This window comes from Bifidobacterium sp. (assembly GCF_022640935.1).
GTDB lineage: Bacteria > Actinomycetota > Actinomycetes > Actinomycetales > Bifidobacteriaceae > Bifidobacterium.
In genome coordinates, this window is the sequence record NZ_JALCCV010000031.1 from 1 (window position 1) to 22,633 (window position 22,633).

The window sequence follows — 22,633 nt, forward strand, 5'->3', positions numbered from 1 at the left end:
GATCCTTTTCCTAGCGGATTTGCCGGTGCCAACAGGCGGTTTTTGATGTATTCTTTGGTCTTGCCTCGCGCTTCCAGTTCGACGTATTCCGTAGGCATGTCCGTGTGGTTCACGGCCAGAGTCATCCAAATCACCTCGTCGTAGGTGCCGTCGTTGTTTTCGAATCTTCCTACTCTTGGCTTTGCTGCGAGGTTTCCCGCTACGTAGGTGTAATCTCCCGATGCGAAACCCATTGTGCTGCCTCTCTATAGATTTCTGTATTTCTACTTTTCTCCTTTTATTGTAGCATATTTATTGTTTTCTGTCTTTATTGTTTTCTGTTTTTATGTTATTCTTGTTCCTGTGGAAGCTCGTTCTCAATCCACTCTTCTATGATCTTGGTCATCGAGGTTCCGCGTCTGGTGGCCTCCATTTTGAGCTTGCGATGCTTGCTTATCGGCAGGTAGAGGCTGACTTGCTTGGTTGGCTCTTTGACTGTCCCGGTTTTGTCTTTGAGCACATCCGTAAGGTTGCGCGTGGCTTTTTTATGCATGTCGATAGCCATAATGCTGTCTCCTTCTCTTTATTCTTCTAGTTTGTCAGTATTGGAAAGCTTTAGCGGAAGGCCGCCATGACCTCATCCACGGCTTCCTTGTATCCGCTGCCGGATGGCACATTGTTGGTGCCGACGGCGTGCTTGATGCTTTCTCGGGCTTTGATATAGGAGTCAAGGCGGGACAGTCCAGCTTCCTTGAGCCGCTGCTCGCATTCGCGCCATTCGGTTGTGCGGTCATCGACACGCGTCACCAATACGGTCATGGGCTTGTCTACGGCTTCGGCGGTCTCTATGGCCCGCGTGACATCCAGTTTGCTCGGCTGCGTGGTGAGAATAACGAGGTCAGCGGCGGCTATGGCCGCCTGGATGATTTCGGCTTGCAATGGGGGAGTGTCAATCAGCACCCAGTCGGCGTCGTCCACGGGCGGTTCGTCCACCTCTTTCATATTCGCGCTATGCACGAGAAAGGGCAGAGGGGTGCCGTTTTTCTGCGCCATCTTTTTCCAGTCCGTGGCCCCGCCGGACGGGTCGGTATCGCGGATTTCTACTTTTTCTCCTCGTGCTGCCAAAACGAGACCGAACATCAAAGCGGATGTGGTCTTGGCCGCGCCTCCCTTGGTATTAGCGAACGTGATGTAATGCGCCATAGCCGTACCTTTCTGTATTTCTGTACTTATGTCTTTATTGTAGCATATTTATTGTTTTCTACAATTCTGCTTTTCTGTAATTCTTGTATATGTTGGGCTGCTGGATTTGCACGATTCTTTCAGCGGCGGGCTTTTTACAGGTCAAAAGCTGAAAGGGTTTTCATGTAGCTCTTTCATCAGCTGCACATGCTGGTCATCATCAAGAGCGCCTTGTACCCAGAGATCGTGTAAAAACCGTTTCATGTGCCGAAGACTGTCCGGCTGGCTTCCGATGGCTTCGAAAGTCTCGCGCAGCAGTTGATGAATATCAGTGATACCTGTCATGATGCAAGCTTAGCGGCGTGTGATGGAAAATGGGAGAGAAAGAATGGCGAGCTATATTCGCTTGCTCTATATGTATGTGCTACAGGAAAGAAACTACAGGAAAAACTATATGAGAGACCGTTTTAGGCTTACTCGCGCAAGGCATTTCATGGGGTAGAGGGGGACAACAAGCACGAAGCGGCGGGACAACAAGCACGAAGAATCTTGGCACGCGGGGGACAACAAGCACGAAGAATGAGGGGACAACAAGCACGAAGAATGAGAAAGAAAAAAGCCCGCTTGCGCGGGCCAGAGTTTTCTAGATAGCGAGTTTCATTTTAGGCTTTACGCTGCGCTTGGACTGATGCAGAACGATGCCTGTGCCGTTTATGACCTCTACATTGAGATCGGGCCACACCATGCGAACGTTTTCTAAGGATATTTTAAAACGTTTGACGAAATCGTGCAGGTTGGTGTACGTATTGCCGAATTGCTGTGCGAGCTGCTGCCATGTGATAGGGGAGGTCTGCCTCGTAGGGGAGTGGGTGAGCGCGTAATTGCGAGCGTTGAGCCAGCAGTATAGGTCGAGGTCTTGGCCTCGGCTGCGGCCTCGGGTAAAGGGGCTGGTGCTGGTGAGCAGCAACACGGCTGCGGCGTCGAGGGGAGTGCTGTTCTGCATGCGCTCATACGTGTTTTTGTTAAGCGTGATGGTCGAGTCCTGGCCGATGGTCTGCGCAGACCAGGTGATTTCGTATTCATCCGCGACGATGAGGTTCTGCCCTCGTACGCTACCGGCGGCATCGTCGCCGTCGTAGGTTGTTACCGTAATATGCAAACCTGCGGCCGCAGTGAGGGCTGTGCGGAAGCGTGCGTAGTCGCGGCTGTTGGGTTTGCCGCTGGCACGTTCGACACCGAGGTCTCTCATGAGCCTGTTGAGGCTTCGTGGCAGGGTCACAGTGCGGTTTTCATCGGTTTTCCGCAGGACTACTTGGGTGGAGAGCCAGATGAGCAGCAGACGGCCGATTTTGCCGTACAGCCAATTAGGATGGATGTATCCGTCAGCGCCGATATGTTCAGCCGGGTGCACAGTGTAGAGCGTATGACCATTGGTGCGACGCCACGCCTCGATGTTGCCGGGGTCGGTATAGGGTAGGGAAAATTTGCAGAAGTCGCTCATGAGATAGACGCGCTCTTGGCTGTTGAGCTGTTGCCATTCCGCGCCGGTATGCCCGTTGCGAAGGCTAACGTCATCGCTTGTAGTAGTATTACTCATATCAATCACTCCCGAATAGTGGTTGTGTTCTTAGAGCCTCTGGATCCGCAAAGTCCGGAGGCTTCTTTTATTTCTTTTATTTCTATTCAACGGTAGCACGATGTTGGCGGGTTTGCGGGATTACAGGCCTTCGGCTACTGCTGATCCTGCGGTGAGCCATGCTCGTTGCGTGGCCGCATGCAGGGTGCCCCATTTGAGCCATCCATCGACCATTGCGGAATCCCACGGTATGGTGACCGCTGCCCGGGTCAGATCGGCGAAGCCATCATGGATGCGGCTGATTTCTTCCGCGGCGGCTCTGGGGTCGGCTTGGTTGATGATTGCGACGGCTCCATCCGCTAGGGTGGCGCTGTGCTGGTCGCGGTTGCGTAGTGCTTCGAGCAGCAGTGCGCCCGCCTCAGCGTGATCGTCGCGTGTGGTGGTGGCAACGACGAGCTGGTCAGCGTGATCGATTACGCGCTGCCAGGCCAGATCGCTTTCATCGTTGCCGGTATCCACGAACACGAGGCGATAGTATTTTGCGGCGACCTGCCAGATGCCGTCGATGTCTTTTGGCCCGATGCGCTGGTCGCTGGCGAGGGCGAGGGGCTGGCTGCGAAGCACGTCGTATCGGTCGTCGGTCTGATGGTGCACATAGTGGTCGAGGTCGGCCGATTGAGAGCTGGTGCCGAGCAGCCGGGTGACTTGGGGGAGCAGATCGAGACTGGTCTTGTCGTGGGGGCCTTGTTCGGTGCGCCAGCCCAGCGTGCCGCGCGTCTGATTGGCGTCCCATGCGAGTACCGGGCCGCCGCCATATCGTGCGAAAACTGCGGAGAGGAGAGCCACGGTGGGTGTTTTCCCTGCCCCTCCTTTGCCGTTGGCTATCACGATGGTTCGTGGGCCGGGCCAGTGTTGGGAGACGCGAAATACGTCAGTTCGTTCAGCCCGCTCTTGTGTGCTCGGAGCCATGCGGAGGCCCATGCGGGTGAGCGTGCCGCGCCATCCTTGTTTCGCTGGCTCTTCGGCTTGATGGTTTGAGAGGAAGCTGTGCCTCGCGTGCTGGGCGATGCCGGGTGTTTTGGCTGTAGTTTGGGTGGCGCTGGCATCATGTTCCGTGGGGGAAGGACTGGCTGGTGAGTCGTCGGCGGTTTCTGCCGGTTGTTCCTCCACGTTGCCGTCGGGGTGTATGAGCAGCAATTGGTGTCCTGAGGGCTGCTGGATTGAGGCGAGGATGTCTTTTCGTTGGATGCCTGCTACGAGACGGATTCGTTGCAGCGCTTCCGCGAGCATGTCATCCATTGACCCGGATAGCGTTGATTCATGCCCGTCGACAAGCAATTGGCCGCTGTCGGTGCCGATTTGCGCCTCCGCTGTGGGCTTTTCTTCTGTTGTCATTGTGCTGTTCCTTTCGTAGATAAAACCATGCTGGTGACGGCCCATTTGCCATCTGTGAGTTTGAGTTGTACGTAGTCAACGCCGTCTCGGGTGTCGTTGCCTGATTTGTCGCGTGGAATAATGGTCTGTCTCCAAGCCACGGTGATCGAGCTGCTGTTTGCGTCGGCGCTCACGCCGTCGCTGCCTGCGTGACGAATTGCGGCTGTCGCATATGAGCGATGTGGCCGGGCGTTGACGAAAATGGCGTCTCCCGTGGCCGGTCGGTGGGCTTGGGATGCGATGGCGTTTTGATAGGTTGCGTCGCCGTAGATCGACGAGCGCATATAACCTGCGTTGGAATCCCGGTCGGTGGCCGTATCCCAGGAATGCAGCGTGATCTCATATGCGCGAGCGACCGCGCTGGCCTGCGTGCGGTCGATGGTTCGCGGATCGGGCAGATCGCTGAGCCACTGTACATCGCCAGGTATGGCGCTGCCGTCTGGTGCCTTGTTTCCCGTCGCTACAGGCCCTTGGGATGATATCGCTGGCGTCGATGCCGAACTAATCGGCGGTGCCGTTTGTTGTTGCTGGCCGCAAGCGGCCAGGCTCATGAGCAGCGCGGAACATGCACCGCAGGCGATTGTTCTTTTCAGGTTCATTTGCTGCTCCTTAATGTATGAATGCGATTCCGTTGCCCATCGCGGAGAGCGCTGGCTTGGAGATTGTTTCGGTTACGACGGCCATCCATCCGGTGCCGGACTGGCTGATTAGGATGCTGCCGTCATCATTGACCTGTTCGACGATGGCGACATGCCCGTAGACAGGCGAGGAACCATGCACGCCTGGATGGAAGGTGATCGCATCACCTGGACGTGGATCAAGGCTGACGCTCATGCCGAGCGACCGCGCCGTGCTGTCCCATTCGCCGCCGTTGCCCATGTGGTCGCTTACTGGTTTGCCGATTTGCCTGCGGCGGATGAAAGCCCACCACGTGCATTGGAATTTCGCATACGAGGATGACGATTGATCGGTTCCGGTGGCCTCCACATTAACATGTGTGGCATCGCGCATCACCAGTTTTGGTGTGAGAGTGCCGACGGTTCCCGCGCCCGTGCCAGACGAGGAGGTGTCGGTGTAGTAGGGCATCTTCGCGATGATGGCTCCTACGTAGTTCACGGTTTCGGGGATGCTCGGCAGTCCTCCCGCTGAAATGACGGCACCGATGCCCGCGTTATAGGCGGCGAGGGCAAGTTGCACGGTGTCGCCCTTTATCTTGCCGCTCTTCAGCAGACCGGCTACTTGGCCTGCCAAGCCGCACATATAGTTGCCCTGGCTCCAAATCGCGTCATGGGCGTTCCAGACATCGGCCTTTCCGTCGCCGTCGCCATCCCTGCCTGCGGTTTTCCACGTGCCCGGCATGAACTGGGCTATTCCCTGCGCTCCTGCGCCGCTGGAAGCCGTGGGATTCCAGCCGCTTTCGGCGTTGATCTGCGAGGCGATCAGCGGCGCGGTGATGGTCGTGCAGACGCCTCCGGCCCTGCTTACATCGGCCCGGTACGCTTCCGGGACGTTCGTGACTGCGCCCCCGCCCTGCGATTGGTTGTTTTGGGTGCCTAACAGTACGCCTATAGCCAGCATGGGCAGCAGAAACAGCATGACGGGTACGACGATGGCGGCGGCAGCGATAACGGCTTTCTTTCCGCTGTCGTGCTCGTCGCTCATGTCGATGGCTCTGTCTTATGCGCTTCCAGATACGTGATGATGTCCTCCTTCAAAACGCGCCAGGATTTGCCCACCTTGATGCCCGGCAGCTTGCGGTTGCGGAGCCAGATGTAGACGGTGTTCGGCTCGATGCCGAGAATCTGCGCTACCTCCGGCACCCCCAGCAGGTTCGGGTAATCACTTAGCGTCTGGCGGATGTCCATTAACTTTTCCTTTGGAGTATGCAACACGGTGGTGTACGGCATTACATATTCTACAAGTAGCGTATACCGTATGATAAATAATGGCAAATCATTATATATTATTGAATATAATGGAAAATATCAGTATTATCCTGTATGCTGGTTTCAGAGCCGCGAATGGCCATGGCAAAGCGTTACGATCGAAAGTCGGTCGTTGTGCTCAACGGCCGTCGCCGCTCTCGGTTCGTCAGCAATCGAGGTCAGTCCATATGGGGGGGGGCTTCGACGCGCGGCGCATAGAAAAATAAATTAGAAGGAGTGCACCATGCACATTGCATCACTCGCTGCGGCAGCGACTCATCTGGCGGTTCGGGCACAAAACGCCGCCGTCGTGCTCGCGGACATACCGAATCCCGCTCCTACGCAGCCTCCGGGCACCTCTGGAATCGTGACGCTCATGGGATGGCTAAAGTGGGGCGGCTTCATCGCCTGCGGCGTCGGCATCATCATCTCTATCATCCTGTGGGTCATACATTCCCGTCGTGGCGATGACGACGAGGGAATCAGCGGCATCGGCAAGGGGCTGATCGCAGTAGTGATTGTCGGGGCCGCTTTCGGCCTAGTCGGCACGTTAGCGGGCATGTGATGCGAGCGAAGAGATACATGGCGGCCGCCGCCGCGCTTTCTCTGCTCGCTGGCTTGGCTGGATGCGGGGCGGCCAAGCACGCGGATTCTCCGTCTCCGACGGCCCACCAGTCCACAGCCGCATCGAAACCGCCGAAAGCGGCCACAGATCGCAGTATCTGTGGCCTTCCTGGCTTCGCCGCCTCCGGAGAGGTTACGGCCGCGCCGCATGTGACGAAGTGGGGCTATGAGGATCAGTCGTTGTGGCCGTACCCGACATCGCCCGCTATAGGCCCCGGCGAAACAAGTTCCTCATCCGGCGTCCGCAGTTGCTTTGCTCATACGCCGGAGGGATCGCTTTTCGCGGCGGCCAACATCGCTGCCATGATGACCAACCCGCAAATCACGTCGAATGTCGATGCCGTTATTAGCTTTTTTGGCCAAGGGCCGGAATATCAGACCATTGTGCACTCGCTACGAAGCAAGGGCCTCGGCTCCCAGGATCAGGATATGGATTCGCGTGCAGAGATGGGCGGGTTCCGCGTGCTTGAATACGATGCGTCCCACGCAGTCGTCGATCTCGCTTATCGAGGCACATCGATGGGGCAAAGCATCGATATGAGCATCGTCTATCACCTCGTGTGGTCTGATGGCGATTGGAAGCTGCGCTCAGAATCCGAGGCTCCCATTACGTCAAGCGTCATCAGCAGCCTGTCCGGATACGTCGTATGGAACGAGGGGAAGTAGGTTAGCTATGCCTGGTTGGATGGATGATGTCGGCAGCTGGTTCTCAAGCCATTCACCGGCCGATCTGCTGAAAAGCGGCGTGGGAAAGCTCATTGGCGGCATCTTCGATATCTTCGCGAACCTTGTCAGCGATGCGGTGGCGAACGCCACCAAAAACTTCGCGACGATGTGGATGAACGTGCCGACCCCTGATGTTTCTGGAACCGATGCCGCTGCGGCGGCGATGCCTGATGATGTTACAGGGCTTTCGCAGATTCTCGGGTACGCCAAATGGATCGCGTTCGCCATAGCGGGCATCTCCATCATCATTTTAGCCGTGAGATTCGCTATGCAATCTCGTCGCGGCGATGCCAGCGAAGGCCTCGGCCGACTGGGGATGATTCTGGTCGCGGTGGTCATCATTTCAGCCTCCAGCGGTTTGGTCTCAGCTGTACTGGCAACCGGGCCGACGAATGTCGGCGGCGTGGTCGCCAAATTACAGAATCATCTGTGGTATTACATGATGGTCGCGGCTGTGCTGTCCATCATCATCGGCATGTGCCGTCTATTATGGCAGCAGCGGGCTGAGCCGGGGCAGGATACGCTTCAGGCAATCCTGCGCCTCGTCGTCGTGGCGGGCGCAGGAACCACTATCATTCAAGCGGCCCTGAAGCTCGGCGACGCTTTCTCGACATGGATCATCAATTCGGCAGCGGATAGCGACTTTGGCACGGCGGTTACAAAGTCGCTGGTGTTCTCTGCCTCGATGCCAGGCGGTGCCATCACAGTCATCGTCATTGGGCTGTTTTGTCTGATCGCCTCGATTGTTCAGATCATTCTGATGATTTTCCGTTCCGGCCTTCTGGTGGTCATGACCGGCGTGCTGCCTTTGGCATCGGCCAATACCAATACCGATTGGGGCATGCAATGGTATCACCGCTCCCTCGGCTGGATTGCCGCGTTCATCCTGTACAAGCCCGCAGCATCGATCATTTATGCGACGTGCTTCTGGATGATCTCTGGCAAGGCCTTTGGATCTACGGAAGGCAACATCAGCGGTGTGCTTGTAGGATTCTCCTTTATGGTGATGGCGATTATCGCCCTGCCTGCGCTGATGAAATTCGCTGTTCCTGCCGTATCATCGATGGCCTCCGGCGGCTCCGGCGGGGGAGCGGCCGCAGCGTTGCCCTCTGGCGCAATGATGCTCGCTCGCAGCGGCTCCTCAAAGCCGTCTGGCGCGGGCGCATCCTCAACGTCAGGGGCGTCGCAAGCAGCGGCGGCTCCGTCAGGCGGCTCTGCTGCGGCGTCTGGCGCGGGCGCATCCTCGGGGGCTGCCGCCGGAGCTGGTGCTGCCGCAGGCCCAGTGGGTGTAGCTGCCGCCGGAGCCGTGCAAGTGGCGCAAAAAGCCAAGGGAGCGGTGCAAAACATTGCCGAAGATCAGTCGGCGGGCGGCTCGTCCTCTCCGGCGGGAGCCACGGCAGTCTCCAATTCCGGCGGGGCATCCCCCTCGGGTTCGCCCTCTTCTCAGGGGGTATCCCATTCCGAGGAGCAGTCAGCATCAGGTGCAAAGCAAGTCAGTGGGAGTAAGTGAGATGAACGATAAAGATAAGGCTGCGGCACCACGGACATACGGCAATTGGATTCAGCCGACGACGCCGGGCATCATACCGGGCATCGGCACGCTTGGATCGGCATTGTTCTTCATTGGCATTTTCGTCGCGTTGCCGTTTGTTTTCGCTAATGACTGGATCACGGCCATAGCTGTGTTCGCAATCGATATCGGCATAGTGGCATTGATAAGCCGCCGTGACAAGTACGGAAAAAGCCTCGGATCGAAGCTCGTCGTAGCGTTTGGCTGGTGGCGGAGCCAAAGGAAGAAGGAAAACATGTATAGAGCGGGAGCATTAGGATACAGTCCCTTCGGGTCGGTGCTGCTTCCAGGCATTCTGGCGAAATCAAGCTTGTCGGAAGGGCATGATGGCACAGATCGGCCGTTTGCCTTACTGCGGGTGCCTAGGCAGCATACCTACACGATCGTGTTGGAAGCGTCGCCCGCAGGCGAGGATTTGGTCGATCAGGAGCAGATTGATACGTGGGTGGCCCGGTGGGGACAGCTTCAGGCCGATATGGCGGATGAACCCGGCCTCACTCACTTCTCGGCAACAATAGAGACCTTGCCCGCGAACCCCCTGCAACTTCGTCAGGAGGTGCTGAGCAACCAGGATTCGACTGCGGCTTCGTTCTCGGTCAAGGTACTCAATGACATTGTGGCGACATACCCGCAGGGCAGCAGCGCAGTGAAAGCCTATCTCGCCTTCTCGTATACCGACCGATCGCGCCGTGGAGGGCGTCGCCGCCGCGAGCAGGAAATGATGGGGGAGATCGCGACTCGGATTACGTATCTGTGCCAGAAAATCCAGCAGACTGGCGCAGGCGCATGCATCCCATTGACCGCTCAGGAATTATGCCGTTATGTGCGTATCGCCTATGACCCGGCGACAGCGGCTTCCTTTGACGAGGCGGCAGCCTATGGTCAGCCGATAGACCTTCAATGGGATAATTGCGGCCCTATGGCAAGCCAGTCAAGCTGGTCTGACTATCGGCATGATTCTGGCAGGTCGGTGACATGGGAAATGACTACTGCACCGCGCGGACTGGTGCAATCCAACATCCTCACCAGATTGCTGTCCCCGCAATCCAACGTGCTACGCAAACGGGTCACCTGGCTGTATCGTCCCGTCCCGGCCGACAAGACGCCTGATGTGATTGATTCCGACGTCAATGCGGCCGATTACGCGGTCAACAGCATGAAAAAACCGCCGGAACGGCTTAAAAGGCGCAAACGCGCCGCCGACCAGACCGCGAGCGAGGAAGCCAGCGGTGCCGGACTGGCGAACTTCTCGTGCCTCGTCACAGTCACGATGGGTGAAGCATCCGACAAGGCCGATGTCATGGCCTCCGTCGAGGCGCTAGGCTCCGCAGCACGCATCAGGCTCAGGCCGGTCTACGGCAGCCAGGATAGCGCCTTCGCCGCCGCCTTGCCGCTAGGGCTGAACATGAGACAGTTCACCGCTGTCCCGGCCGAATATTCCGACAAGCTTTAACCTGAGGAGAGCCAGATGAGCAGCGTAAGCAAAGGCATACTAGGATATCGCGGCTATGGAGGGCCAGCGGGAGGCTGGAACACCGTCATACAGGCCCCCACCGAATACCGTGGCAGCACAATGCAGACGTGCGGCCTGTGGCCGTTCACCGTCGGTGCAGGAACGCCGCTGATCGGCGTGCCGATGGGACGCCACCTATTCACGGGATCGACGCTGTGCTGCGACCCCATCAACTGGTTCCAACGCGCCCACTTGATATCCAACCCTTCAGCCTCGATCATAGGCCTGCCAGGACTAGGGAAATCAACCGTAGTACGCCGCTGGGCACTCGGCTACGCCTACCAGGGCATCATCACCATGTTTCTTGGTGATGTCAAGGCCGAGCACGTCAATGTCGTGCGGGCGCTGGGCGGACAAGTGATTCGCATCGGGCCGGGCGTCGGCTCCATCAATGTGCTAGATCCCGGCGGCACGCTGAACTCACTGAACCGTCTTTCCGGCGAGCGGCGCGACGAGCTGCATACCATCATCCACTCGCGGCGGCGAAACATGGTGCGGGCGCTTATCACGATATCCCGTGGCAGCAAGCCCACCGAACGGGAAGGCACCATCATCGACCGTGCGCTGCGCGTGCTGGACGATCGTTTCGGCATCAAGCCGCCTACGATGCGTGATCTGCTCGACGTGCTGCGCTCTGCTCCGCAGGCGGTGCGAAATGTCGCGCTGGATCGGGGCAGCGACGAACGATATCGGGAGATAACCGAAAATCTCGAATCCTCTTTAATCGAACTCTCCGGCGACGGCGCTATGGGCGATTTGTTCTCGCGGCAAACCAGCGAGCAGATGGATCCCACGCGGCCGGTCGCCTTTGACCTCTCCTCCATTAACGAAGCCGACCAGGATCAGCGGGCGGCCGCGCTTATGGCCTGCTGGGACGCGGGATTCTGCTCAGTAGATGCGAATCACATTCTGGCAGAGGCAGGCTTGGAAAAGCTCAGGCATTATTTCCTGGTGCTCGATGAGCTGTGGAGCGCTCTGCGCTCTGGCTCCGGCATGGTGGATAGGGTCGATCAGGTGACACGACTCAACCGTTCGTTTGGCGTCGGTCAGGCCCTCATCACCCACACGATACATGACCTGATGTCGCTGCCGGTAGAAGCTGACCGGTATAAAGCCCGGGGATTCATCGAACGCTCCGGCATGGTGATCTGCGGCGGCCTGCCCGACAATGAGATGCCGCTGCTCAATTCGGCAGTGCGCGTCAGCAACGCGGAAACCAAGCTATTGACATCATGGCAAGACCCTCCCTCCTGGGACGCCCGCCTAGGCCGCGAGATCGCGCCTCCCGGACGTGGAAAATTCCTCGTCAAGGTCGGCGGGCGGCCGGGCATCCCATTCCACCTCGATCTCACGGAGCTAGAGGAGCATGTCAATGACACGAATGCATTATGGCATGCTCCCGACGTAGGAGCCACAATCTGATGGCAACGAATAACCGACGCAAGCAGCCGAACGGCCTGAGCGATCAGAATATCCTGATTTTTGGCGGCGTCGCCATTGCATTGCTGGCGCTGGCGTTAGCCTGGTGCGGCTGGTGGCTGGGCACATTGCTCAAAACCCATGCGGCTCCGCCGATGACGAACCCCTATAGAGTGGCATTCGGCCTAGCCGACCGCAGTCTGACTTGGCCGGGTTTCTACGGCTGGATCGCAGTCGGACTTGTGGCCGTGGCGATGTGCGGTGTGGTAGCCGCCGGATTCTGGTTCTACGCGCAAAGGCGACGTGGCCGCTCGCGCGTAGATGATGCCGCGAAGCATATGGGCGTCGGCCGTGACATCGAGTCGCTGCGTGAACGGCATGCGGCCGAAGTAGCGAAACGGCTCGGTGTGCAGGCGGATACGCCGGGAATCGTGCTCGGCCGACTCGTGGCCTCCGGCGCAAAGGTGTACATGACGTGGGAGGATTTGCTTATCGCCATCGCCGGGCCTCGTACCGGCAAGACGACATGTTTGGTCATCCCTTCGATCCTCGATGCGCCAGGGCCGGTGCTGGCCACTTCCAACAAGCGGGATATCATTGATGCGGTACGAGGCCCGCGTTCATGCAAGGGCACAGTGTGGGCCTTCGACCCGCAGCAGGTCTGCGATGAGCCGCAGACCTGGTGGTGGAACCCATTGTCGTATGTCACCGATGAAACAAAAGCCGATAAATTGGCCGGCTATTTCATGGCTGCGACCACTGATCCTGATGCGCGGAAAGATGCGTTCTTCGATTCCGCCGGTCAGAATCTCGTCAGTGCGCTGCTGCTCGCTGCCGCGTTGGACGGCCTGCCCATTACCCGTATTTGGCATTGGCTGACACATCCTAATGACCGCAGACCTGTCGATATTCTGATAGAACACGAGTATGAGCAGATTGCCGACGGTCTTGAAGCGGATATCGACGCTCCGGACAAGCAGCGCCAAGGGGTGTATGCGACCGCGATGCGATTGTGCCGTGTGCTGACGAACCGTCGCGCGATGCGCTGGGTCAACCCTCCGGCCGAGGGAACGCTGCCATGTTTTGACGCTGCTGCGTTCGTGAGATCAGACGACACGCTCTGCTCAATGAGTCGTGAAGGCGAAGGCAGCGCCGGGGCGTTGACGCTGGCGCTTACCGCAGCGGTTACTGAGGCGGCCGAGGCCTACGCTCGAACGCTGCCGGGGGGACGCTTGCAAAAGCCGATGCTGAATGTTTTGGATGAAGCGGCGAATGTCTGCCGTTGGCGCGACCTGCCCGACCTCTATTCGCATTATGGCTCGCGGGGCATCATCATCGAGACGTTCCTGCAATCCTGGTCGCAGGGCGAGGGCGTCTGGGGGGCCGCTGGTATGAAGAAACTCTGGTCTGCGGCCAATATGAGTCTTTACATGGGCGGAGTCCGGGAAGAGGGTTTCCTGCGCGATATGAGCGGTCTGGTTGGCGAGTACGAGTATCGGCAGCGGCAGGTCGGCTTCCAGCAGGGGCACTCGTCATCGAACGTTTCCAATTCTCGCGATACGATTCTCTCGATCGACGATCTGGCATCTTTGCCACGAGGCCGGGAATTGCTGCTATCGTCCGGAAACAGGCCAGTGCTGCTCAAGACGATGCCTTGGATGCGGCGGGCTGACGCCGACGCCATACAGGCATCGATCAACGACGCCAATGGAACCGGGGACGAGGCATGAGCGGATCATTGCAAGACGAGATGTCCGAGCTGCTGCACGAATCGCTGCACGAAGGCACTGCCAGGCATCCAGGCGAATCCAAATCTAAGAAAACTGCGGTATTCGCGAATGCTTACGATTTCTTCTACCGGTGGCTGCGCCACATGTACAAGCGGCGCTGCGGGACTTCCGAGCGTAAATGGCGTGCCGACTGGTACAACTGCCCCGAGGCGTTGTCGCGCATCACGGAGCTATGGCGCGTCTGGGAGCGTAGCCGTACGGACAAGGGCGATGCGATGGCGGTCTGGTGGCGGGATTTCTGCGATCCGACGATGGATCGGCTGATGAGTCCGTCCGGCCCTTTCGCGGAGTCCGAAACCAAATGTGGCTACGACGAGCCGCTGCCCTGTGCCATTCCGCCCAAGGGCCGCTTTCGGGATGAGCGGAATGACGAGCCGTACATGGTAATGGAGCAGTAGTCAGCGTACAGGTCCTGCACCGCGCGTGCGAATTCTGCCTTTGGAAAAGCCTTTGGCTTTTCCTTTCTTCTTAGACACGGGTTTGCTGGCGCGGACTGTTTCATTCACTGGCTGGGCATGAGAGATTTCGATTCGCATCGCGTCCTCTACCTGATGGTCGTCAAGAGCCGCCTTTGTCAGCCGTTGTGCTTCATGTTGCAGTCGTTCGGCACTATCGAAAGCGACAACGCCCTCTTCGCCCATCTCTTCGGCTGCTTCAGATAGATCCTGACTTGTCTGCGGGTCGTCGGATTCCGCTGACTGGGCATCCAGTTGGTCGGCCTGGTTCATCAGGTTGCCTGCGGCGTCGCGTTCATTATCCTCCTGAAGTCCAGCCTGCACGGCATCCCCATGATCGATTTCGCCGTGGGTAATAGCTTGTTCCAGAGTTTCGCGGTCAAGGGTCGCGATGTCAACGCCATACCGATCGCGCACAACATCCCGGATATGCGCCGCAGCTTCATCGAGACGAGGATCGCGCCCCTGCCATGCCATCGCCTCCTGATAGCGGGCGGCAACCTCACGGGTTGATGCACGATCAACCCAGTCCGCATCAAAAACCGGTTCCAGATTGGCCTTGCTGGCGTCCAGCATTGCCTGTTCCCGACTTCGCACTTCTGCAATCTGCCGCACATCGCGATTGCGCCTGTTTACGGCGTCAGCGGTGCTGCTGCTCGCTGCATTGCTTATTCCCATGCCTGCGAGGGTGGCCGCTGAACGTAGGGGCGCTTTGACCTGCTCGAAGATTTCCTGATCGTCGGCTGCTTCTACTGCCATGATGATCTCCTTAATTATCTTTCTGGTTGGTTTTCTGTTCCATCAGGTGCCAAAATTTGGCTTCTCCCGCGTGCAGCGACTGATCCTTCGCCTATGCCCACAGCGATAGGAGTAGCGTGCGCCAGATTGACCATCGCATCAATATCGTGCTCGTAGGTCTTTGCTCTGGCTCCGGCCTGACTTTCTTTTTCGGCCGAGACCTCGGCGCTCGGGGCATCCACGTAGTCGGCCGAGGGAAGCTGTCCTGCGATTTGCATCAACTCCTGCTCCTGCACGCGCAGCAGCGACTGAGCCTGATAGGCTTCGCCGCGTGCCTGCATGGCCGCCCTGATTTCAAGTGTCGTCCGGAAAAGCTGACGGAACATAATCGCTGATGAAACCGTTCCGCGGCCTCCGACGGCAAGCAGCGAGAATGCTAGCGCGGCCTCCGACATAGCGTGTCGTGGATGCACTGCCGCAGGATCGGGTTTGCGATATGTCTGGGCGCTTCGGCTCAACGTGATCGCCGCCCGCGCTATTGGCCCGGGCAGCGGCTCAACGGCACGCGACCAGGAAGCCAATGCTCCCGCTGTTTCCTGCGCGACTTGCGCCCATGTGCTGCGGTCATCGACAGGTATCATGCGTAGCCGATCATTCAGCTTCGCAATAGCATCAGCAACTTCCTTTGGCTGCGCAACCTGCTCGTCGGCTCGCGGATGCACGACTCGGCGTCCTTTGAACGCCGCGAGCCATTCATCGCTCGCCTCTTGCGACGCGATGATACTATCCGTCCATCCGCAGCTTGCACGCAGCCTGGTCAGACTCAGGTCGCGAGCAACCGTGCCTCCTCCATACCAGATCGGCTTCTCACCATACACAGGCTTCTCAGCCACGGAATATCCGGTCACAACGTCCGTGGTGTGCGCTGCGAAACGCGGCCGGATGAGCACTCCTTGGCCGCGCAGTCTGCGTACGAATTCCGCTTCATTCTGCGATCGTACGGCCGTAGCGCGGATTCGTAGCGCGAGGGCTTCACGCGGCTGATCATGATGCAGCTGTTGCGCGATGAGCCTTGCCTTTTCTTGAGGAGGAAGCTTTCGCCAGTCGAGTGCATTATTCTCGTGAGTGAATTTCGCTTTGGCCCTTCGACGGGCGCGGGCTTCCAACTCACCGGCCTTGTAGCCGCGTGTCGCACATTGAGCTATATCGTTGCCTACTTGCGTGAGGGCATATTCTCGTTCCAGGTCGCGGCATACTTGCTGTGCACGTTGATAGTCATGGCGAAGGAACACCTTAGTGCCGTCTTCGCGCACAAGGTTTACAACGATGTGGATGTGATCGTTGCCCTCGCGGCTTTGGCCGTGACGAATGGCAGCCCACCGAATCGGAGCTTTAGTGCCGTCCGCATCATCCAGACCCATACGATGAAGAAATTGCTCCGCTATGTTTCTCCATTCATCGTCGTCCAGCACGCCATCTTCCTTAGGCACACTCAGTGAGCAGTGCCAGATGTGTCCTTGCTTGATTGACACATTATTCAGACGGGCCGGATCATCGAGCAGTTTTCCGATATCGCGTGCATCCTGCGCAGATAGCATGGTATCTTCATACCGCCATGCATCGATTCCCTCTCCGGCGATCAAGTGCTGTTCGGTATGCTCGTTGTGTCTTCCTTGTCCTGCAAGATAGGACATGAGGCCTATTGGCTGGCTGCCGCGAACTATATTGGGAATCATTGGAACATTCCTCGCTTTCGCTCTCGGACAATAACGTCTCTGACCTCATTGGTCAGAGCAGTAAGTTTGACCAGCTCGCCTCTCATAAGCTGCATATCATATCGATCACCTGCATTGACTGCCTTGGCGATTTGATTCACATTATTGCCGATGGCCGCTATCTGGCGAGAGTAATGGAACAACATTTGTGTCAGGCGATCGATATCCTCTTTTGACGCTCTGCGGTCGGCGTCCTGTATCTGGATGGATAGAGCTGCTGATACCAGCAGCTTGGAAATGTTCCCTGCTGTGAGTTCAACCGCCCTCTGATGCAGCTCATCCCTTTCTTCACGACTCACTTTGACCCGCAGCACATGGGATCGTGCCTCGCCATTAGGCAACCTGCCACGGCGCACACGCGCATGGCTATGCAAATCTCTGTCTTCCAACATCAGCACCTCCCGCCAGCGCAGCGACCCGGTTCGAACCGGGATGACATGACAATGTCTATTATTGCACACTTTCGTGTGCCAAGTAGATAGGTAGTAACCTATCTTTTAGCTTGCTCCGTCGGAGACTCCATCTCCTCCCAGATTCGGCTTCGCCGAAGCTTCGCGAAATTTCGCGCAGACCAATTTCATTATTGGTCTCATATTTCCTTTTATTTGTAATATTCCGTGTTATCATAAGAAAGATAAAGTGATGGAAAGAGGATGAATACCATGTCCACTACAACCAACATCCAGCAGCTTATCGAGCAGGAAGAACAACAGCTCAACGAAAAGAAGACCCTGCTCAAAGCTGCTGATAAATCCATAAACCGGCTTCGAGTAAACGTCGATGACATCGCGGCTACCTGTGAAAAGCTGATGCGCTCCCACGGTATGAATCAGACTGCTCTGCTTGCCGGTTTAGGACTTGATACTGCTGAATCCCGTTTGGTATCGGCGGGTATCCGCAAGCTTGCAAAGAATGACACTGAACCAGTGGAATCAGAGCAGAATACAGTTGCAGTACAGAATGCAGAGCCAGAGCAGCAATGACTGCATTGTAAATGAGCCGGTAACGTTCCTATACAAAAAAGTGCCCCCACAATAGTGGGGGCACTCCTGGTTCCTGATAGGCGTATCGGATTACCGATCTTCACAGTTTTCGTCAGCCCGCGCTTCAATATCGGGGATGAGGAATTCAATTGCTGCGGCTTTTTCATTGAACGTGCCGTATCGGATGGTGTCATCCACACGCACATGTTCCTGCTCGATGAGGGGTTTGATGGCGTGCAGGTAGGTGCTGTCGATGAACGTGTGCGAGGGCCTCGGATAGTACCCGTATGCGGCGAGATTGATGCTCAGCGGATAGGTTTGCACGTCGCCCTGCGCGTTGGCGTACACAGCCATGAGGGCGAGCGTTCCATCATTGCGAAACCGGGTGACGGCGTAGGTGATAGGCTCGCCGAACGAGTTGGTACCGTTCAACGGTCGGCCTTGAGTGTCTGTTAATACGTGCATGGTCTGCTTCCTTAGCGATCTATTTGGTTGGTATTTCAAGTGGCTTTGAGTGCCCCGCACCGTGTGCGGGGCGGGAAAAACGCATCAGACGAAAAGCAGTGGAGGTGTCCGGGAATGTTCCCGGACACCCTGCTTGCCCCTACTGTCGAATGAGCGCGGCGACTCGCTGCTGTGCTTCCTCGCTCATGGGCGGGTAGCGGTTCGACGTCTGAAAGTTGCCGCTTTCATCGAGGATGAGTGCTACTTTCCGCAGTCCTTTTACGAAGTAGTAGACGGGTTTCTTCTTCCATTGGGTGACGGCTCCACTGTCGATGAGCTGTTGGCTGTGCTCGCTGATTGATGCGGATTCGGCTTGTTCTTGCATCTGTTCCAGGTGTGCGATTTTTCTTTTCAGTTGCGTGATTTTCGCCCCGTGGGTCTGTTTCTTTTCGTTTTTGTGGTTCTTGTTCCATGCTTTCGCAGCCTCGTTGTCGGCTATCATCTGGGCTAGCTCGCTTTTGAAATAGTCGAGGTTGTTGACGCTCGTGGCGGCCCCCACGCTTGCACTTTTTGTGCGTCCGACCACGCGAACATCCTGCAACTGCTCGTTGTTTTCCTTGAACTTCTCGACCATTTCGAGCATGTCCACGCGGTCGGCCGCACGCTCTTCCTCGTCGGCCAGTCGTGACGCACGTCGCCATTCCTGCTTCACATGCCTGTAGATGTCGCCGCGTCCCTCGATGTTCGGTTGTCCGAACGGTATCGCATGCGCTTCGCTTCGTGCGGCCCGTTCGCTTGCCGCACGCTCTGCTGTGATGCGTGCCAGTCTGTTCTGTGCCTGTTGCATGCTGTTCGCCCTGATGGTCGTGTTCATGATGGTTAACCCCACATTTTTTCTTTTTGGCCGGTTGGTCAAGCGAAGCGTTATCGCACCAAGCGGGTTCCGTCATGAGCGACGCTCCGAGCTTGCTCGTGTGCGTCGCGTTGACGGGTTCCGCGACTGCGATATGATCCAAGGCGAATGCCGACCGGTCAAAAAGAAATGAGAGGAAGCAGCCGTAGGCTGCTCCTTTTCCTGCCCCGTCCCACCCGTTTTTGGCGGGATGGGGGATGCGCGTCATGACGCCGTGGCGTCGTCGCGGCGGCAATATGGGCGGCGTCTTCTGCCGTCCTCCCCCGTGTTTGTTTCATGGCAAGCGCCTGTTGGTGGCGCGTGCCATGCCCGTCCGGCAAGGACACGCGATGGCATCTGTGATCGCGGCGGCGATCACTCCATGGCCTACCGGCCATCGCCGGACCGTCCGGCCGGCGATGGCCGGCCGGAGTCGGCGTGTGGGCGGGAACGCCCACGCCATCATTGGATGTAGGCCGGTGAGATGTTCCGCTTCAACGCCGTGATGACGATGGTGGAGAGTGTGTTGTTCGGGTCGGCGGCTAGTGCCTTTTCGGCGTAGCGCATCGCTTCGCGAGCATGATTGTCCCACCATTCGATGTAGGAAAGCGCGGCGAACGGCTGTGCCAGATACTCGCGGTCCGTCTCGGTTTCGCCGCCCGTTTCCTCTATCATGGCGACGAGTATCTTCTTCGTCGCCGCCATCGCGGCGGCGTCGGGGGTGTGTTCCGGATTGTCGAAAGCCTCGATGAGCACCGCACCGACGCGCCGCACGTTCTCGGGGATGTGGGGTTCGCTTGCTATCGACTCCAAGGTCGCAAGCGGCGTGGACGGATTGAGAGTGGCGAGGATGAGCGCGTCACGGATTGAAATAACCTCGCTCATGCCGACGACAAGGCGGCGCCGGGTTTCGGCGCTGGTCATGTCGTCCCCGTTCGTGACACTGTCCCTCCATTCGCGCAGAAGCGGCTCACTGTACCGTTGCACCGTTTTCGTCACGCCGTTCTCATGGACTCCGGTTCTCAGGGATGTTCTGAGGGTTTCGTATGGAGTCGGGGTAGTGGTGAGTTTCATGGTCGGTTCCTTCCTGGTCAACTGTTTTCCTGACACCTGGAATGAGGCACAACAGGAAGCGGAGAGTCAAGACGTGTGCGGCTCGGAACACGGGGAGCGAAGGCCAGGGGATATGCTTTTCGATCCCCTGGCCGGAGTGAGGCGTGGGCCGGGACGCTCCGTCTTGACTCGCAGCGGGTTGTGCCAGAGTGGAAGGTGGCAGGAAAACCCACCCATCCAACCGGGTGAGTTTCACGGCCATCGGGCCGTGGAACGACGGGCATCGTCCGCCCCGCCAAGGGCGGTCCTTCTCCCCCGGCTCGTCGAAAACGCGGCCGGCGGATCACGGAAGGCACATCGTGGCCGGCGGATAGGATGAACATCCTCAGGAAGGGCGGCGACGATGGGTGGACGGACGTTCGTGCTGGCCGATGCGGACAGCTTCTACGCATCCTGTGAGCGGGTGTTCCACCCGGACCTCATGCATCGTCCCGTCGTGGTGCTCTCCAACAACGACGGTTGCGTGGTCGCGCGCAGCCGCGAGGCGAAGCAATTGGGGATCGTCAATGGCCAGCCCTGGTTCCGGATCAGGGGACAGGCTGAGCATGACGGGGTGATCGCCAGGAGCAGCAACTACGAGTTGTACGCCTCGCTGTCCGCGAGGATGATGCACCTGATGGCAGCGATCATGCCCGGACAGGAGATCTATTCGATCGACGAATGCTTCCTCCAGGGTTTCCATGACCCGCAGCGCACCGGTGAGGCGTGCCGGCTCATGAGAGAGACGGTGCTGAGGGGCGTCGGCATCCCACTGACCGTCGCCACGGCCCCCACCAGGACGTTGGCCAAGATCGTCAGCCACTATGTCAAGCACCGGGGCGGAGGCATCGGGGACTGGGATTCGCTCAGATCCCAGTCCCCGGATGTGCTCGACCGGATCGATGTGTCCGAAGTGTGGGGCGTCGGCCGACGATTGACCCGCAAACTCCAGGCCATGAACATCCTGACGGCCGGCGATCTCTCCCGCGCGGATTCGGCGAGGATCCGCCACCGCTTCTCCGTGCTCCTGCAACGAACCGTCCTGGAACTCCGGGGTGTACCCGCCATCGAGCTCGATGATTTCGACGCGATCTGCGGAACCAGGAAACAGCAGATCATGTGCAGCCGTATGTTCGGCCATCCCATCACGGGGCTGCCCGACCTGTCGGCGGCAGTGAGCACATACGCACAGCAGGCCGCGGTGCGCCTCCGACGCCAGGGTTCACTCACCGGCGTGATCATCGTGTTCATCGCCACCAGCTCATACAGTCAGGAGTATCAGGCCAGAAGCGGCGGTATCGTGCTCGCCGACCCGTCCGACGACCCCCTGACGATATCCAGGGCGGCCGCGGCGAGACTCCGCCACATGATCGACCCACACGCCAAATACGTGCGGGCCGGGGTCATGCTCGTCAACCTCACCGACGCCGATTCATACACAACCTTCGACGGCATGGACGCCAGAAGGGACAAAGGCCTGGGCATGGTCCTAGACCAAGCCAATCGGAAATTCGGCACTCAAAGCGTCGGTATCGGATGGGCCGGTATCAAAGGCAAAGGCCGCTCCAAACAGGAAACCGGCGCGAAGTGGAACATGAAACGACAGCGGCTCAGCAACCGAGGCACCACCAGGTGGGACGAACTCTGTGTCGTCAAGGCGAGGTAAGAACAGGGAACATGGCACAAAAACATAAGTCGAGAAGGAACAAATGGGAAGATGCCAGTTTAGGTGAAAAGTTGGCACTCCTCGGCTTCATAGCTTTGTGGGTGTTTTTGGCGGCAGTCACCTTTATTGGGATATGCTACAGGTTCCTGGGATCAATGATTTGGGACCTGCACCCCGAGACCAAGAACATCCTGGAGATGGTCAGAATCAGTCTGACCATCGTCGGCGGTATCGGAGCTGTCGGCTGGAGAGGGCCAGCAGCGTGTTTCCGCTGGGATGGAACGCGTATGCGCGTACGATGCTGTTGAAGGGACGGTATGTGGCCATCGAGGCGCCGTTCGACTTCACCAAGGTGACCGCGCAGGTCAACCGGATCGGGATCAACGTCAATCAGATCGCCAGGAAGTGCAACGAGGAGGATCTGGTCACGGTCGAGGAACTCCGGCAGGTGAGGCGTGAGCTTGAGAAGTGCTATCGCCAGCTCGACGGCGCCTGGAAGCTGATGCACGATGCCGAGGCCATCGCCAGGGATGGGGGCGGACGCGTGGACCCGCCGATACTCACGGACAGAGATGCGGAAAGCTCATCAAATAAAGATAATGATGATGCCCGTGGCGACATGAATTTATGATTTAAGGATAGGTTGGTTCCCTGTCTGGCATACTATGCATGTATGGCCAATGAGAATCTTGGAGCAGCAAAGCAGGCAAAGAGCGACGAGTTTTATACCCAGTATGCAGACATTGAAAAAGAGATGAATGCATATCTTGACTATGATCAAGATGTATTCAAGGACAAGACGATTCTTTTGCCTTGCGATGATCCGGAGTGGAGCAACTTCACTAGGTAT

The 22,633-nt window shown here is 57.8% G+C and carries 26 protein-coding genes; 11 read left to right on the forward strand and 15 right to left on the reverse strand.

All coding sequences use genetic code 11. The annotated features are described in order from the left end of the window. From LKG04_RS07330 to LKG04_RS07370, 9 genes are all read right to left on the reverse strand, one after another. Positions 1 to 233: hypothetical protein (locus LKG04_RS07330; protein WP_291763592.1), on the reverse strand; the 233-nt coding region annotated here is incomplete at its 3' end. 95 nt (positions 234 to 328) lie between these two features. After that, positions 329 to 544: a plasmid partition protein ParG gene (locus tag LKG04_RS07335; protein ID WP_123645344.1), complete on the reverse strand. Its 216-nt coding sequence runs from the start codon at positions 542 to 544 to the stop codon at positions 329 to 331. A gap of 50 nt (positions 545 to 594) precedes the next feature. Next, a complete protein-coding gene (locus LKG04_RS07340) occupies positions 595 to 1,182 on the reverse strand; it encodes a ParA family protein (RefSeq protein WP_291763604.1) in 588 nt (195 codons plus the stop codon). A gap of 141 nt (positions 1,183 to 1,323) precedes the next feature. Next, positions 1,324 to 1,506 (reverse strand): hypothetical protein, encoded by a 183-nt coding sequence (locus tag LKG04_RS07345; protein ID WP_123645342.1) that lies wholly within the window; start codon positions 1,504 to 1,506, stop codon positions 1,324 to 1,326. Positions 1,507 to 1,804: 298 nt separating this feature from the next. Next, positions 1,805 to 2,758 (reverse strand): replication protein RepA, encoded by a 954-nt coding sequence (locus LKG04_RS07350; protein ID WP_291763611.1) that lies wholly within the window; start codon positions 2,756 to 2,758, stop codon positions 1,805 to 1,807. A 120-nt stretch (positions 2,759 to 2,878) separates the two neighbouring features. Beyond that, a complete protein-coding gene (locus tag LKG04_RS07355) occupies positions 2,879 to 4,132 on the reverse strand; it encodes a MinD/ParA family ATP-binding protein (protein ID WP_291763614.1) in 1,254 nt (417 codons plus the stop codon). Then, on the reverse strand, positions 4,129 to 4,770 hold the full coding sequence (locus LKG04_RS07360) for a hypothetical protein (protein WP_123645339.1): 642 nt from the start codon (positions 4,768 to 4,770) through the stop codon (positions 4,129 to 4,131). Before LKG04_RS07360 ends, LKG04_RS07355 begins: the two co-directional genes overlap by 4 nt. 10 nt (positions 4,771 to 4,780) lie before the next feature. Beyond that, entirely contained in the window at positions 4,781 to 5,833 is a 1,053-nt protein-coding gene (locus LKG04_RS07365; RefSeq protein ID WP_123645338.1) for a lytic transglycosylase domain-containing protein, read from the reverse strand. Next, a complete protein-coding gene (locus LKG04_RS07370) occupies positions 5,830 to 6,036 on the reverse strand; it encodes a helix-turn-helix domain-containing protein (protein WP_123645337.1) in 207 nt (68 codons plus the stop codon). Before LKG04_RS07370 ends, LKG04_RS07365 begins: the two co-directional genes overlap by 4 nt. Before the next feature lie 304 nt (positions 6,037 to 6,340). Between LKG04_RS07370 and LKG04_RS07375 the strand changes: the two genes are divergently transcribed. The 7 genes from LKG04_RS07375 to LKG04_RS07405 all read left to right on the forward strand — a co-directional run bounded on the left by LKG04_RS07375 (position 6,341) and on the right by LKG04_RS07405 (position 14,136). Then, positions 6,341 to 6,661: a hypothetical protein gene (locus tag LKG04_RS07375; RefSeq protein WP_123645336.1), complete on the forward strand. Its 321-nt coding sequence runs from the start codon at positions 6,341 to 6,343 to the stop codon at positions 6,659 to 6,661. A 488-nt stretch (positions 6,662 to 7,149) separates the two neighbouring features. Continuing rightward, a complete protein-coding gene (locus LKG04_RS07380) occupies positions 7,150 to 7,386 on the forward strand; it encodes a hypothetical protein (RefSeq protein ID WP_291763621.1) in 237 nt (78 codons plus the stop codon). 7 nt (positions 7,387 to 7,393) lie between these two features. Continuing rightward, on the forward strand, positions 7,394 to 8,956 hold the full coding sequence (locus LKG04_RS07385) for a hypothetical protein (RefSeq protein WP_291763624.1): 1,563 nt from the start codon (positions 7,394 to 7,396) through the stop codon (positions 8,954 to 8,956). A gap of 1 nt (position 8,957) precedes the next feature. Beyond that, positions 8,958 to 10,469 (forward strand): SCO6880 family protein, encoded by a 1,512-nt coding sequence (locus LKG04_RS07390; RefSeq protein WP_123645334.1) that lies wholly within the window; start codon positions 8,958 to 8,960, stop codon positions 10,467 to 10,469. 15 nt (positions 10,470 to 10,484) lie between these two features. Beyond that, entirely contained in the window at positions 10,485 to 11,951 is a 1,467-nt protein-coding gene (locus tag LKG04_RS07395) for an ATP/GTP-binding protein (protein ID WP_123645333.1), read from the forward strand. Further along, positions 11,951 to 13,678 carry a type IV secretory system conjugative DNA transfer family protein gene (locus LKG04_RS07400; protein WP_221179690.1) on the forward strand — a complete coding sequence of 576 codons (1,728 nt, stop codon included), beginning with the start codon at positions 11,951 to 11,953 and terminating at the stop codon, positions 13,676 to 13,678. Before LKG04_RS07395 ends, LKG04_RS07400 begins: the two co-directional genes overlap by 1 nt. Next, entirely contained in the window at positions 13,675 to 14,136 is a 462-nt protein-coding gene (locus tag LKG04_RS07405; protein WP_123645332.1) for a DUF4913 domain-containing protein, read from the forward strand. The genes LKG04_RS07400 and LKG04_RS07405 overlap by 4 nt, the downstream gene beginning before the upstream one ends. Here LKG04_RS07405 and LKG04_RS07410 read toward each other — a convergent pair whose 3' ends face one another. The 3 genes from LKG04_RS07410 to mobC (LKG04_RS07420) are packed head-to-tail and all read right to left on the reverse strand — an operon-like array spanning position 14,137 to position 17,098. Further along, entirely contained in the window at positions 14,137 to 14,952 is an 816-nt protein-coding gene (locus LKG04_RS07410; RefSeq protein ID WP_123645331.1) for a hypothetical protein, read from the reverse strand. 14 nt (positions 14,953 to 14,966) lie between these two features. Next, positions 14,967 to 16,667, reverse strand: coding sequence for a relaxase/mobilization nuclease domain-containing protein (locus LKG04_RS07415; protein ID WP_123645330.1), 1,701 nt, complete (start codon positions 16,665 to 16,667; stop codon positions 14,967 to 14,969). Continuing rightward, positions 16,664 to 17,098, reverse strand: coding sequence for a plasmid mobilization relaxosome protein MobC (gene mobC / locus LKG04_RS07420; protein ID WP_123645329.1), 435 nt, complete (start codon positions 17,096 to 17,098; stop codon positions 16,664 to 16,666). The genes LKG04_RS07415 and mobC (LKG04_RS07420) overlap by 4 nt, the downstream gene beginning before the upstream one ends. 270 nt (positions 17,099 to 17,368) lie before the next feature. Here mobC (LKG04_RS07420) and LKG04_RS07425 point away from each other — a divergent pair, with 270 nt between their 5' ends. After that, positions 17,369 to 17,689: a hypothetical protein gene (locus tag LKG04_RS07425; RefSeq protein WP_123645328.1), complete on the forward strand. Its 321-nt coding sequence runs from the start codon at positions 17,369 to 17,371 to the stop codon at positions 17,687 to 17,689. A 90-nt stretch (positions 17,690 to 17,779) separates the two neighbouring features. Here LKG04_RS07425 and LKG04_RS07430 read toward each other — a convergent pair whose 3' ends face one another. From LKG04_RS07430 to LKG04_RS07440, 3 genes are all read right to left on the reverse strand, one after another. Continuing rightward, the gene (locus LKG04_RS07430; RefSeq protein ID WP_291763637.1) at positions 17,780 to 18,154 is read right to left on the reverse strand and encodes a hypothetical protein; all 375 of its coding nucleotides are present in this window, start codon (positions 18,152 to 18,154) and stop codon (positions 17,780 to 17,782) included. A 139-nt stretch (positions 18,155 to 18,293) separates the two neighbouring features. Then, positions 18,294 to 19,007, reverse strand: a complete 714-nt coding sequence (locus LKG04_RS07435; RefSeq protein ID WP_291763639.1) for a hypothetical protein — start codon at positions 19,005 to 19,007, stop codon at positions 18,294 to 18,296. A gap of 480 nt (positions 19,008 to 19,487) precedes the next feature. Beyond that, positions 19,488 to 20,099, reverse strand: coding sequence for a hypothetical protein (locus tag LKG04_RS07440; RefSeq protein WP_291763641.1), 612 nt, complete (start codon positions 20,097 to 20,099; stop codon positions 19,488 to 19,490). Between the two features lie 382 nt (positions 20,100 to 20,481). Between LKG04_RS07440 and LKG04_RS07445 the strand changes: the two genes are divergently transcribed. From LKG04_RS07445 to LKG04_RS08815, 3 genes are all read left to right on the forward strand, one after another. Beyond that, the gene (locus tag LKG04_RS07445; RefSeq protein WP_291763644.1) at positions 20,482 to 21,783 is read left to right on the forward strand and encodes a Y-family DNA polymerase; all 1,302 of its coding nucleotides are present in this window, start codon (positions 20,482 to 20,484) and stop codon (positions 21,781 to 21,783) included. A gap of 319 nt (positions 21,784 to 22,102) precedes the next feature. Next, on the forward strand, positions 22,103 to 22,414 hold the full coding sequence (mobC, locus tag LKG04_RS07450; protein WP_291763647.1) for a plasmid mobilization relaxosome protein MobC: 312 nt from the start codon (positions 22,103 to 22,105) through the stop codon (positions 22,412 to 22,414). Between the two features lie 42 nt (positions 22,415 to 22,456). Further along, the coding region (locus LKG04_RS08815) for an adenine-specific methyltransferase EcoRI family protein (RefSeq protein ID WP_363301063.1) at positions 22,457 to 22,633 on the forward strand (177 nt) is incomplete at its 3' end.

What these genes read in the sequence shown, in the direction of transcription:
- LKG04_RS07335 (WP_123645344.1), bottom strand. Translation starts at nt 544, where the DNA reads ATGGCTATCGACATGCATAAAAAAGCCACGCGCAACCTTACGGATGTG.
- LKG04_RS07340 (WP_291763604.1), bottom strand. Translation starts at nt 1,182, where the DNA reads ATGGCGCATTACATCACGTTCGCTAATACCAAGGGAGGCGCGGCCAAG.
- LKG04_RS07345 (WP_123645342.1), bottom strand. Translation starts at nt 1,506, where the DNA reads ATGACAGGTATCACTGATATTCATCAACTGCTGCGCGAGACTTTCGAA.
- LKG04_RS07350 (WP_291763611.1), bottom strand. Translation starts at nt 2,758, where the DNA reads ATGAGTAATACTACTACAAGCGATGACGTTAGCCTTCGCAACGGGCAT.
- LKG04_RS07355 (WP_291763614.1), bottom strand. Translation starts at nt 4,132, where the DNA reads ATGACAACAGAAGAAAAGCCCACAGCGGAGGCGCAAATCGGCACCGAC.
- LKG04_RS07360 (WP_123645339.1), bottom strand. Translation starts at nt 4,770, where the DNA reads ATGAACCTGAAAAGAACAATCGCCTGCGGTGCATGTTCCGCGCTGCTC.
- LKG04_RS07365 (WP_123645338.1), bottom strand. Translation starts at nt 5,833, where the DNA reads ATGAGCGACGAGCACGACAGCGGAAAGAAAGCCGTTATCGCTGCCGCC.
- LKG04_RS07370 (WP_123645337.1), bottom strand. Translation starts at nt 6,036, where the DNA reads ATGGACATCCGCCAGACGCTAAGTGATTACCCGAACCTGCTGGGGGTG.
- LKG04_RS07375 (WP_123645336.1), top strand. Translation starts at nt 6,341, where the DNA reads ATGCACATTGCATCACTCGCTGCGGCAGCGACTCATCTGGCGGTTCGG.
- LKG04_RS07380 (WP_291763621.1), top strand. Translation starts at nt 7,150, where the DNA reads ATGGATTCGCGTGCAGAGATGGGCGGGTTCCGCGTGCTTGAATACGAT.
- LKG04_RS07385 (WP_291763624.1), top strand. Translation starts at nt 7,394, where the DNA reads ATGCCTGGTTGGATGGATGATGTCGGCAGCTGGTTCTCAAGCCATTCA.
- LKG04_RS07390 (WP_123645334.1), top strand. Translation starts at nt 8,958, where the DNA reads ATGAACGATAAAGATAAGGCTGCGGCACCACGGACATACGGCAATTGG.
- LKG04_RS07395 (WP_123645333.1), top strand. Translation starts at nt 10,485, where the DNA reads ATGAGCAGCGTAAGCAAAGGCATACTAGGATATCGCGGCTATGGAGGG.
- LKG04_RS07400 (WP_221179690.1), top strand. Translation starts at nt 11,951, where the DNA reads ATGGCAACGAATAACCGACGCAAGCAGCCGAACGGCCTGAGCGATCAG.
- LKG04_RS07405 (WP_123645332.1), top strand. Translation starts at nt 13,675, where the DNA reads ATGAGCGGATCATTGCAAGACGAGATGTCCGAGCTGCTGCACGAATCG.
- LKG04_RS07410 (WP_123645331.1), bottom strand. Translation starts at nt 14,952, where the DNA reads ATGGCAGTAGAAGCAGCCGACGATCAGGAAATCTTCGAGCAGGTCAAA.
- LKG04_RS07415 (WP_123645330.1), bottom strand. Translation starts at nt 16,667, where the DNA reads ATGATTCCCAATATAGTTCGCGGCAGCCAGCCAATAGGCCTCATGTCC.
- mobC (WP_123645329.1), bottom strand. Translation starts at nt 17,098, where the DNA reads ATGTTGGAAGACAGAGATTTGCATAGCCATGCGCGTGTGCGCCGTGGC.
- LKG04_RS07425 (WP_123645328.1), top strand. Translation starts at nt 17,369, where the DNA reads ATGTCCACTACAACCAACATCCAGCAGCTTATCGAGCAGGAAGAACAA.
- LKG04_RS07430 (WP_291763637.1), bottom strand. Translation starts at nt 18,154, where the DNA reads ATGCACGTATTAACAGACACTCAAGGCCGACCGTTGAACGGTACCAAC.
- LKG04_RS07435 (WP_291763639.1), bottom strand. Translation starts at nt 19,007, where the DNA reads ATGAACACGACCATCAGGGCGAACAGCATGCAACAGGCACAGAACAGA.
- LKG04_RS07440 (WP_291763641.1), bottom strand. Translation starts at nt 20,099, where the DNA reads ATGAAACTCACCACTACCCCGACTCCATACGAAACCCTCAGAACATCC.
- LKG04_RS07445 (WP_291763644.1), top strand. Translation starts at nt 20,482, where the DNA reads ATGGGTGGACGGACGTTCGTGCTGGCCGATGCGGACAGCTTCTACGCA.